Here is an 11,714-nt window from a genome sequence, read left to right on the forward strand (position 1 = left end):
TTATGAAAGTTTTAATAATATAGTTTTCCCTTTCTGTATAGGTGTACCCTTTTTTAACGATTGAGACACCACTTTACCAACTCCATTTACTTTTACTTTTAATCCTAAATTTTCTAAAAGCGATAAAGCATCCATACCAGACATTCCTTTAACATTGGGTATTTCTGAATATTCTTTAGCTAATATATCGTCGTATGATAAATAAGCCTTTTCGATGCTTTTAAATTGCACTTCTTCATCTACAGCTTGTTTATCAATAGGAGTTGTAGTATATATTTTTTGGGCTATTTCTTTAAAAACTGGTCCTGCAACAGAACCACCGTAATATCCCTTATCTTTTTTCGGGTCATGAATTACGACTATGCAAGAGTACTTTGGATTTTCTGCAGGAAAAAAACCGGCAAAAGAAGCTACGTAGCGTTTGTTAGAATACCCTGCGGAAACTATTTTTCCGTCTTTATCTGTATGCTTTTGAACAAATTTCTTTGCAGTACCTGTTTTACCTGCCATAGAAAAGTTAGGAGAATAAATTTCTTTTGCAGTTCCTCTAACCACAACATTTTCCATAATTTTTCGAACCTTATTAATGGTTTCCTGAGAGGCAATTTTTGGATGTAAAACTTCTGTTTTAAAAACCTTTTCTGTTTTATCTTGAGTTCTTAATTCTTTTATAAATCTTGGTTTTACCATAACACCGTTATTTGCAATAGCATTATAAAACATTAATGTTTGCATTGGCGTTACAGAAACACCATATCCCCAAGACATCCATTCTAACGAAATTTTACTCCAACTTTTGTCTGAAGGAACAGGAATTTTTGGCTTTCCTTCTCCTTTTATTTGAAAACCAATAGGTTTGGTAAATCCATATTTCTCTAACTTTTCAATAAACTTTTCTGGCTGATGATCGTAATGCTCTTTTATCAACTTAACAATTCCAACATTTGAAGAAACTTCAAAAACTCGGGCTGCAGAAATTTTTCCATAACCACCTCTGTGAGAATCTTCTACTTTTGCTCCATGTATAAAAATCCTTCCTTTCTCAGTATCTACTACTGTTGATGTATCTATTTTTTTATCATCTAAAACCGCTAATAAACTAGCTAATTTAAAAGTAGAGCCTGGCTCATGACTTTCCCAAATAGCATAATTTCTTTTTTCATAATATTTTCCTTTAGAAGTTCTTCCTAAATTAGAAATTGCCTTTATTTCTCCAGTCGCCGTTTCCATTACAACCGCACAACCGTGGTCTGCTTGATAGTACTCTAATTTATCTAACAGTGCATGATGCGTAATATCTTGAATATTTACATCAATAGTTGTAATAATATCATGCCCATCTACTGGCTCTTTCTCATTATAATCTGTAATGGGTTTCCATTGATTTTTTGCTATTTTTTGCTCCCAACGCAACCCGTTTTGCCCTTGCATATAATCTGCAAAAGCACCTTCTATACCTGCCTCACCTCTAAAATCGTCGTATCCAATTGTTCGTTCAGCAATTTTACCTATCGGATGCGCACGTTCTGTTCTATGCTTTGCGATAAAACCTCCTTTATAAACTCCCAAATTAAAAATTGGGAATTTTTTCATTTTTAAATAATCAGTATACCCTATGTTTCTAGCAATTAAAAAATACCTTCTTTTCTTATTTTTTGCGTCTCTTAATCGTTTTTGATAATAACTTGGCGAATTGCCTAACATTTTAGAAAGCTCTTTTGATAATGCCACAATGTTCTCTTCAAAAACACTATTTTTTACAGTTACCAAATCCATAAAAATAGTAAACTTAGACATCGATGTAGCTAGCAAATTACCATCGGATGCGTATACATTTCCTTTGTTTGCATAAATAGTATCTTGCCTAATAGTAAGTTCTGTTGCTAATTTTCTGTATACATCTCCTTGAACATATTGTAGATGTACTACCCTAAAAATAATAGCCAATAAAAATATCGTCATAAAAGCGGCTACCAAGTAGAATTTTGTTTGTATGCTTTTTTTATGAGTTGCCAATTTATTATTGCTTTATGGTTACTTTAATTTTTTTAGGTGGTGTTTCGGAAGGTCCTAAACCTCTTTCTTTCGCTTTTGCTCTTATAGTCGATTCCATTTTCATTCGCATTAAAATGGTTCCTGTATCTATATATTCTGCTCTTAACTCTCGTTTTCTTTTATTTAGCTCAGATATTTTAATTACTTTTTTATCAATGTTTAAGGAACTTGTAATCATTATCAACATCAGAAAAACAATAAAAATTATGATTTTCCAATTTTTAAAAGCAGACTCCTCTGTCAGGAAACTTCCTCTTAAAAAACCATATATATTTTTCTTTACTTTAGACATTCTAGCTTTCCAATATTTTGCTTTTTAATAATTACAAATACAACTTAAGAAACCTTTAAAGTTGCTATTCTTAATTTTGCGCTTCTAGCCCTATTGTTTTCTTTAATTTCAGTAGGCGAAGGAACAATTAGCTTACCAACTTTTTGTAACGGCTCGTTTGAGTTACCGAAAACATCTTTTTCCAATTCTCCTTTAAACAATCCAGTTCTTATAAATCTTTTTACCAACCTATCTTCTAATGAATGATATGAGATAACACTTAACCTACCGTTTTCACTTAACAAATTTGGCACCTGATTTAAAAATTCTTTTAAAACCTCTAATTCTTCATTCACCTCTATTCTAATTGCCTGAAAAATTTGTGCTAAAATTTTATGTTCCTTAGCTTTTGGTAAATATTTTTGAAGAACTTCTTTTAACTGAAAACTGGTTTCAATATTTACTTCAGCTCTCTTCTCTACAATTGTTTTTGCGATATTTCTTGAATTTCTTAACTCGCCATACATAAAAAGAATATCAGCAAGTTTTTCTTCCGAATAATTGTTTACCACCTCTCTAGCAGATATCTTAGCTTGTTGATTCATTCTCATATCCAACATACCATCAAAACGGGTAGAAAAACCTCTATCTCCTTCGTCGAATTGATGAGAAGAAACCCCTAAGTCTGCTAAAATTCCATCTACTTTTTTTATCCCATAAAACCTTAAAAACCTCGAAATGAATCGAAAATTTTGCGGAATTAAAGTAAATCGACTATCATCAATAATATTTTCTAAAGCATCGGCATCTTGGTCAAAACCAAACAACTTTCCTTTCGAACCAAGCCTTTTTAAAATTTCTTTAGAATGCCCTCCACCTCCAAAAGTAACATCAACATAAACTCCATCTTCTTTTATAGACAAAGCATCGATACTCTCCTTTAACAAAACAGGACTATGATATTTCATCTTCAGTTGTATTACCCATTACTTCTTCAGCTAAATCTGCAAAATCAACTGTAGCATCATCCACAGCTTTTTCATATTTCTCTTTATCCCATATCTCAACAATGTTTACCGCAGATGATAAAACGACCTGCTTTTGAATTCCTGCAAAATCACATAAATCTTTTGGTATTAAAATTCTTCCTGCAGCGTCAAATTCAACCATTTTTACACCGGCAGTAAACCTTCGTATAAAGTCATTGTTTTTTTTAACAAATCGGTTCAACTTATTAACTTTTTGCATCATATCATTCCACTCTTGCATAGAATACAACTCTAAACAAGGCTGAAACACTGCTCTTTTAATTACAAAACCATCATTTAAAAAAGGCTGTAATTGCTTTTTCAAAGCAGCAGAAAAAGGCACTCTACCCTTAGAGTCTGCCTTGCATTCATATGTACCTATTAAATTGATCAATGATAATATTGTTTTATAATCTGATTCAAAAATATGTAATTTTTACCACTTTTTACCACCTTTTACCACATTGTTAATAAATATTTGATTTTTTATACTTATTGATGCTTAAAAAATGAAATTCAAGGTTTTAACTAAAAATTATTTATATTGCAAAAAAGAATTACATTTGCGGTTCAGTAAATCTAAATAGATCAATGACGGATAAGTTAAAAACCGAAGGAAAATTTACATATGTAGAAGCAGGGGAAGGACCAGTAATCATTGTTTTACATGGATTAATGGGAGCTTTAAGTAATTTTGAAAGTACGTTTAATCACTTTTCTGCAAACGGTTATAAAGTTCTAATTCCAGAACTTCCATTATACTCAATGCCTCTTTTAAAAACGAATGTTAAGAATTTAGCAGGTTTTTTAAAAGAATTTATGGAGTTTAAAAAAGTAGAAAAAACCATCCTTTTAGGAAATTCATTAGGAGGACATATAAGCCTATATTTTACCAAGCATTATCCAGAAAAAGTATCTGCACTTGTGTTAACAGGGAGTTCTGGTTTGTATGAAAAAGCAATGGGAGATAGTTTTCCGAAAAGAGGAAGTTATGAGTACATAGAGAAAAAAACCAAAGGTGTTTTTTACGATCCTGCAATAGGAACCAAAGAAATGGTAGATGATGTTTTTAAAATTGTAAATGACAGGAACTCTGTAATACGAACTCTTGCCATTGCAAAAAGTGCTATTAGACATAATATGGCAAAAGATTTACCAGCCATGAAACAACCAACGTGTATTATTTGGGGAAAACAAGATACTGTTACACCTCCAGAAGTTGCTGATGGTTTTCATGAACTAATGCCAAATTCAAGTTTATTTTGGATAGACAAATGTGGACACGCAGCGATGATGGAAAAACCAAAGGAATTCAACAACTATCTTCATACTTGGTTATTAGAAAACAATATCTAGTTTTCTTCAACTTCTATTTATCGAACAACCATTAACCTTAAAAAGTATTTTTTGTGAAAATTAAATCTGCAGATTTTGTTATGAGTAACAGCAATGTTACGAAAGCTCCTAAAGATAGGATTCCTGAATATGCTTTTATTGGTCGTTCTAATGTTGGTAAATCGTCTCTCATTAACATGTTAATGGAGCGCAAAGATTTGGCAAAAACTTCTGGAAAACCAGGAAAAACTCAACTAATTAATCACTTTAAAATAAATAATGAGTGGTTTTTAGTCGATTTACCTGGCTATGGATATGCACAAATTTCTAAGAAAAAAAGAGTCATTTTTCAATATTTTATAGAAAACTACTTCAAAGAGAGAGAACAATTAGTTTGTACCTTTATCTTGATTGATTCTAGACATGATCCGCAAAAAATCGATTTGGATTTTATGCAGTTTTTAGGAGAAAATCAAATTCCATTTTGTATAGTTTTTACCAAAGCAGATAAGCTTAGTAGCTCTAAGCTGAACAAGCAAATTACGAACTACAAAAAAAAGCTCCTAAACTATTGGGAAACCCTTCCTAAATCATTTATTACTTCATCCACCAGCGGACTCGGACGAAAAGAATTTCTAGACTACATAAATGAAGTTAACTTAACAGTTGCAAACAACTTTAAATAGCTAACAAACAACACCATATTAACATATGAAATCGAATAAGGATAATTTACAAGTTTTATTTGAGGATAATCATATACTTATTGTTAATAAAAGAGCTGGAGATATTACCCAAGGTGATAAAACTGGAGATAAACCTCTTAACGATGTTGTAAAAGAATATATTAAAGAAAAGTACCAAAAACCCGGTAATGTTTTTATTGGTACCGTGCATCGATTAGACAGACCCACCTCTGGAATTGTAATTTTCGCTAGAACTTCTAAATCTTTAGAAAGACTCAACAAGATGTTTAGAGAAAAGGCAATTCGAAAAACCTATTGGGCTTTGGTTAAAAAAGCTCCCAAAAAAGTAACAGATACTATTGAAAATTTTTTAAAAAAAGACACGAAAAAAAATAAGTCTTTTGTTTACAAAAAAGAAATTGAAGGAAGTAAAAAAGCCATACTTCATTATAAAATTGAAAAAAAATTAGATAACTACTCCTTACTCCAAATAAATCTAGAAACTGGCAGGCACCATCAAATTAGAACACAGCTAGCACACATTGGATGTCCTATAAAAGGTGATTTAAAGTATGGTTTTTCGAGATCTAACAAAGATGGAAGTATTAGTTTACATGCCAGAAAAATTGAGTTTATACACCCAGTTTCTAAAGAAAATATTACTATTACTGCTCCAACTCCCAAAGATGTAATTTGGGACGCCTGTACAAAATAGGCATAAATTCCAATCTTTCAATTGCATGATAAACTCAAATTGAGTTTATAAAAGACAAATAAGGAATTAAAAAAGAGCAACTGACAGTTGCTCTTTTTTAATTCATGATATTTATGTGCTGTTAAGCTCTTAAATACCTTATTGTTTCATAATCTATTATTCGATCACAATCTTTTTCATTGCCACTCCGTTCTCGGTATTTACGTTCACTAAGTACACTCCGGCTGCAACGTTTCTTAATGGTAAACGTACTTCGCTCTCCGAAGTTGCTTCTTTCCATTCTTGTACAGATTGTCCTAAAACAGTGTACAAAGAAACATGGTCTATAACATTGTTTTGCGTATTTACAATAACCAATGCATCGCTAGACTTGTAAACTTGTATAGCTTCTTCTAATAAACTTATATCATCAACTCCCAACACACCACTATTGGTTTCTTTAGGCTTTTCAAAACTTACAAAGAAACGATCTGTATACACGCCTTTGGCTAAGGTTATAGCAAATCCTTGTTCACTTAAAGGATAACTTACACCTGTAAGTTTATCTTCTATAAACAAGTCTTCTTCAATACCTTCTAACTCATCAATGCTAAATCGAACCTCTCCGTTATAATTCATCACTACTTCTAACGGAACCTCTAAGTCTTTTGTAATGGCCTGAACTCCGGCAATTACAAACTTCTCATCTTGCGTTGGGAATTTCCAATATGCATCTGTTACACCAATATCATAGATCTCACTATCATACCCGCGCTCTACAGCAAAACTATTGCCTTGCTTAAAGGAAATGGCTAACTGACGGTGAAAAGACACTTGGTCTTCACTCAAGTAATCAAATCCTAACTTTAATACTGGCAATCCATTGCTAGATGTACTTGATTTACTAGCCGTTTTCGTTTTCTTTGTCTTGTCTGCACTTTTATAAAAAACACTCGTACTACCCTCCGTTACATAGGTACGTTGTGAGTTGTTAAACGATACAGCACCTCCTGCAGCTCCTTCTATAAAGAAACCTTGACCTATTGGCACAAACATTCCTGGAGCTACATATCCTGTGCCTAAAGCTCCTGCTCGGCCATCGGTTGGTAAAGACGTTTGGTTCGCCGCTACTGCTGCCGATAAGTTAATCGTTGCATAACCTCCAACATAGCCGCCATAATTATGTCCGCTTGTGTTGGTACTAGAGGTATCTGTCTCGCCAACATGTTGCCAGAAATACAAAGTACCTGTGGTAGATGGGTTGTCTTGAATAAACTTTCGAACACTTAATGCAGAGGCATAAGGGTTTCCTACTAAATAAGACTCTCCTGCACCAATAGCAGTCGTTAATGTTCCGTCTTTAGGAGCTCCTTCAAAAGTATAGTTCTGAGCAACGCCTGGTCCTTTCATTATAAACCCATCTGTTGCTGGAATAACACCCGTAGACCCTTTCGAAGCCCAATTAGATACATTCCCCGAAGCACTTGCATAGGTATAAATCCAATATTCAGCAATAGAAATTGGGTCGGTAGCTGCTCCGTCATAGCCGCCTATAAAATTAATATCCTTCGCACCATTGGTATTGTTTGTTCCTAATTTAGTAGTTCCGTCTTTTAAAACATCAGCTACCCTGTATGTATTCTGACCGATAGTGTTTACCGGTGAACTTAAATAGTTGTAACGATACGTACTTGGAACTGTAGAGTTTTGGTCTACCAATAGTTTTCCTAATCCTAAAGTACCACTACTACCTTCGTGCGTTTGTACTAACTGAGCTTTGTTGGTATCGTCGCTACTTACCAAACGAATCTCATCATTGGCTCCTACAATATTTACACTCTCTGAAACCACCAATGCATTATCGCTAATACTAAAGGTACTTCCGTTATCTACTTCTAAGGCTCTTACACCAAATAAGCTTGAGGTAGTATAATCTTCTAAAACGCGTACCTTTCTAGAACGGTCTGGTGTACCATTACTCCAAGCTCCACTCTGATAAACCGTAGGACCTACCTTATGAACTCCTGGTCGCATATTATCTGTAGCCAAAGCGGTATTAATTTCAGATAATAAAGGCGCATGTGGATGTCTCTCTAAAGACGGATCATCTTGATTATCGGTGTAATCAACGATCGCATCATCTATAAATGCTACCCACTCATCGGAAGTATACACCCTATTAGGTTGCGTTACTTCATCTTTTCGAACCCAACTTGTCTTGGCTGGTATTTTTGGTAACACCTCATAACTACCATCGTAAGTATACAACGTACTTGATTTACCTCTCATAAGCGTAATGGTGTAATCGGTAGTAGTTGCTGAAGTTGTAAGAGACATCATTGGGGCAGCTGTATCTGTTACTCCTGAAGCTATATTAGCTACCGCTCCGTTGGTAGATATGATAAACGTTTCTCCTGGTTGTAAAGCATTTGGCTGAGGGAAAAATCCATCAGCATCTTCTCCTGACAAACTACCACTAGGATTTACAAATACTGCTGCCGTTACACCATGTGGTGGTATTACATCGGTAGCATGGGTATTGGTAACCTCTATCCATCTATCTGAGGCTGGATCATCAAACACCTGAGTAATCATACCTACTCCACAAGCACTTGTACTGCCATCTAAAGCATACGTTGTGTAATTGGTATTAAAATAAGTATCTACAACTACAGCAGCAGCCGTATCTACATCTTCTAAAACATTTAAGTATCCGTTGTCTCCTACCGCACCAGAAACCTTGGCATTTGGCATGCTTGTGGTTGTTAACGTACCAGATACTAAATTATCTACATCGCCAGCAACTAATGCATCATGAACTGCAGACTCTAAGGCATCCGGACAATCGTCTCCATCAGAATCTAAATCGAGACTGTTTGGAATCGTATCGCCATCGGTATCTATAGTAGTACTAACTGTTCCTATAAAACCTAGCTCGGTAATTTGAACCAAATCGCTATCTGCTGTCATAATTTCTACTCTTAAATCTTCTACATTATGATAAGCTCTGCTAAACGTAAAGGTTTCTGCAGACTGACCAGCATTTCCTGAAATAGCACCCGAAGAGGTTAAACTTTCTTTATATTCCACACCATCTACAGTAATGTAAACATCGAAGTCTAAAACACTATGGTTGTCGTTTGGACCTGCATCGTTGTGCATGGCAAAACCAGTAACTCGGTCTATATTCTGAACTAAATCTACATTAAGTATAAGCGCAGGATTAAAAATACCTGTTGGTACCGAATTGTTCCATTGTCCAAAGCTTCCTGTTGGCGAATCAAATACAGTATTTCCGTCGAACACACCTGAAGCTCCAGTACCATTAGTTGGGTGAGGAGTTATATTTGACGTTGGATTGCTGTAAAAATCTGGACCAAACAAAAATTGGTTTACATAGTTTGTGTTGCCTTCATGGGTATCTAAAATACCATCGTTATCATCATCTAAATCACAACCATCTGGTACGCCATCATTATCATTATCTGCAGTGTCATCAAAACCATTACAAACATCGGTTATATTTGGTACACCATCGCCATCGTCATCACACTGAACAGATGTTAGGGTATTGTCTAAGGATGTGCCAATGGCTTGTCCGTTGGTTTGATTGGTAACATCAGTAGACAATCCGGTAGTAGCATTGATATTCTGTAATTCGTTATCAGCATCTAAATCGGTTAAGGCAAAACCTTGCCCTCCTTCTATAGCATCGAAACATCCATCGTTGTCAGAGTCTTTATCGAAATAATTTGGAATGGTATCGCCATCGGTGTCTATATGTTCTCGTAAGATGATTCTATCAATGCCTAAAAACGTATCTGTTGTTGTTCCTGTACCAGCGATTTGTAGTGAAGTGGGTACAAAAAGTAAACGATCATAATTGTTTGCTGCCGTAAATGAAATTATATATTCCTGAAAACTAGACGTATTGCTTATAATCGCAGATCGACCCAAAAAATTGATACCGTTTGTTGCTGCTATCGTATTTGTGTTAGACGATGCGTTAAGGGTTGGTGTTGCGGTTGCAGGGGTAATTCCATACACATCAAAATGACCCGAATTTGGAAAAAAAGTTGATATTGTAAATTGATGAGCTAAAAAAGAAATTTCTATCTTTTCTCCCGTATTAATTACTGCGTTTGTATTTAAAGTAATTTGCATTACCTCCTGTGGAAAAGCACCACTACTATGCAACCCTGCATAAGCACTCCCATCAATAGCTGTAAGTTGGTTAGATACTAGAGTGCCTAAATTATTTTTATAGTACCCCATTGGGCTATACGGTACTTTCCTGAAATAGGTTGACTAAAAATTAAACCATTAATTACAGTCACTTATGAAAACAAAAAATGAACACTGGCTAAAAAAAAGCTACCAAAAAGCAACTCTAGAAACCAAACTTTTAGTCGTTGACCAAATCTTAAACGGACAATTATCTAGAAGTGCTGCTTCTAAAAAATATGATATTCCTAGAACAACAATTACTTATTGGTTGAGAAAATATAGTACCTTAGTGCAACAAAACATAGGTATGAGCAAAAACGATCAAATTAAAAAACTTAAGGAAAAAATTGAAGAACTAGAGTTTGTAAAGGACTTTCAGCAAGATATTATTGCAGATATGGAACTCATTACAGGAGTCGATATGTCAAAAAAGTCATTGCCCAAAACATTAGCAAAAGAGATAGAACAAAAAAAGAAAAACCGTTTAAAAGAAAGTGGTTCTATGAGTGTTTTGGGATTAGTAAACAAGCTTTCTACAAAAGACTCAAAACACAACAAAAACAACAAATAGACCAACAAAAGCTAATCAAAATGGTTAAGGATTATCGCAAATCTGTAGGATCTAAAACTGGTGGTGTAAAACTATACCATGCCCTCAAAAAAGACTTCATTAATGCGGATATTAAAATGGGAAGAGACAAGTTCTATCGATTTCTAAGAAGCAATAACTTACTGATTCCTAAACGCAAAAATTACATCACCACAACAAACTCTAACCATATGTATAAGAAATATAAAAACCTAGTGAAAGACCACGTTCCTAATCGTCCTGAACAACTTTGGGTAAGCGATATCACATACATTAAAACCGAAAACGGGCACAACTATTTAGCCTTAGTTACAGATGCTTATTCTAAGCAAATTATGGGCTATAAAATCGACAATCATATGAAAACATCGCTTTGTAAGGACGCGCTTGCTATGGCTATTAAAAATAGAAAATATCCCAATAAAAAGCTTGTACATCATTCCGATAGAGGTTTTCAGTACTGTAATCCTAAATACACTGATTTTGCTGAAAGTAACGGAATCACAATGAGTATGACTGAGCAATACGATCCGTATGAAAATGCAGTTGCCGAACGTATCAATAGAACTCTTAAATATGAATATGGGTTAAAACAAACCATTAAAAACACCCATTTAGCCCAAAAAATGACTAAACAAGCTGTACACATCTACAACAATTTAAGGTTGCATTATAGTCTAGCGTTAAGAAATCCGGCAGAAGTGCATCTCAACCCTAATATCAAATACAAATCATATCGAAAAAATAATGTAAATTTACCTGAAATAAAGATCTAATAACTTAATTAGTTCAAATTATTTTTTTACCTCTTTAAAGGCTGAAAAAAATT

10 protein-coding genes are annotated in these 11,714 nt (G+C 34.3%); 5 read left to right on the plus strand and 5 right to left on the minus strand.

From position 1 onward, the window contains the following. Genes WHD54_RS03810 through mraZ form a run of 4 tightly spaced genes read right to left on the minus strand, consistent with a single transcriptional unit; the run spans position 1 to position 3,748 of the window. Positions 1-1,962 carry a penicillin-binding protein gene (locus tag WHD54_RS03810; protein WP_088323367.1) on the minus strand — a complete coding sequence of 654 codons (1,962 nt, stop codon included), beginning with the start codon at positions 1,960-1,962 and terminating at the stop codon, positions 1-3. 58 nt (positions 1,963-2,020) lie between these two features. Further along, the gene (locus WHD54_RS03815) at positions 2,021-2,347 is read right to left on the minus strand and encodes an FtsL-like putative cell division protein (protein WP_088323323.1); all 327 of its coding nucleotides are present in this window, start codon (positions 2,345-2,347) and stop codon (positions 2,021-2,023) included. A gap of 44 nt (positions 2,348-2,391) precedes the next feature. Then, the gene (gene rsmH / locus WHD54_RS03820; protein WP_088323324.1) at positions 2,392-3,294 is read right to left on the minus strand and encodes a 16S rRNA (cytosine(1402)-N(4))-methyltransferase RsmH; all 903 of its coding nucleotides are present in this window, start codon (positions 3,292-3,294) and stop codon (positions 2,392-2,394) included. Then, the gene (gene mraZ / locus WHD54_RS03825) at positions 3,281-3,748 is read right to left on the minus strand and encodes a division/cell wall cluster transcriptional repressor MraZ (RefSeq protein WP_088323325.1); all 468 of its coding nucleotides are present in this window, start codon (positions 3,746-3,748) and stop codon (positions 3,281-3,283) included. The genes rsmH and mraZ overlap by 14 nt, the downstream gene beginning before the upstream one ends. A 197-nt stretch (positions 3,749-3,945) precedes the next feature. Here mraZ and WHD54_RS03830 point away from each other — a divergent pair, with 197 nt between their 5' ends. Genes WHD54_RS03830 through WHD54_RS03840 form a run of 3 tightly spaced genes read left to right on the plus strand, consistent with a single transcriptional unit; the run spans position 3,946 to position 6,090 of the window. Beyond that, on the plus strand, positions 3,946-4,710 hold the full coding sequence (locus WHD54_RS03830; RefSeq protein ID WP_088323326.1) for an alpha/beta fold hydrolase: 765 nt from the start codon (positions 3,946-3,948) through the stop codon (positions 4,708-4,710). A gap of 53 nt (positions 4,711-4,763) precedes the next feature. Continuing rightward, on the plus strand, positions 4,764-5,375 hold the full coding sequence (yihA, locus tag WHD54_RS03835; RefSeq protein ID WP_088323327.1) for a ribosome biogenesis GTP-binding protein YihA/YsxC: 612 nt from the start codon (positions 4,764-4,766) through the stop codon (positions 5,373-5,375). 25 nt (positions 5,376-5,400) lie between these two features. After that, entirely contained in the window at positions 5,401-6,090 is a 690-nt protein-coding gene (locus tag WHD54_RS03840; protein ID WP_088323328.1) for an RluA family pseudouridine synthase, read from the plus strand. Positions 6,091-6,246: 156 nt separating this feature from the next. Here the strand turns inward: WHD54_RS03840 and WHD54_RS03845 are convergent, their stop codons facing one another. After that, positions 6,247-10,344 carry a T9SS type A sorting domain-containing protein gene (locus WHD54_RS03845; RefSeq protein WP_340767729.1) on the minus strand — a complete coding sequence of 1,366 codons (4,098 nt, stop codon included), beginning with the start codon at positions 10,342-10,344 and terminating at the stop codon, positions 6,247-6,249. 64 nt (positions 10,345-10,408) lie between these two features. Here WHD54_RS03845 and WHD54_RS03850 point away from each other — a divergent pair, with 64 nt between their 5' ends. Together WHD54_RS03850 and WHD54_RS03855 are read left to right on the plus strand one after the other, a co-directional pair. After that, positions 10,409-10,867: a helix-turn-helix domain-containing protein gene (locus WHD54_RS03850; protein ID WP_340766635.1), complete on the plus strand. Its 459-nt coding sequence runs from the start codon at positions 10,409-10,411 to the stop codon at positions 10,865-10,867. After that, complete coding sequence (locus WHD54_RS03855) at positions 10,813-11,661, plus strand: IS3 family transposase (protein ID WP_340767760.1); 849 nt, start codon at positions 10,813-10,815, stop codon at positions 11,659-11,661. Before WHD54_RS03850 ends, WHD54_RS03855 begins: the two co-directional genes overlap by 55 nt. Positions 11,662-11,714 lie beyond the last annotated feature (53 nt).

This window comes from Polaribacter tangerinus, assembly GCF_038024095.1.
GTDB lineage: Bacteria > Bacteroidota > Bacteroidia > Flavobacteriales > Flavobacteriaceae > Polaribacter > Polaribacter tangerinus.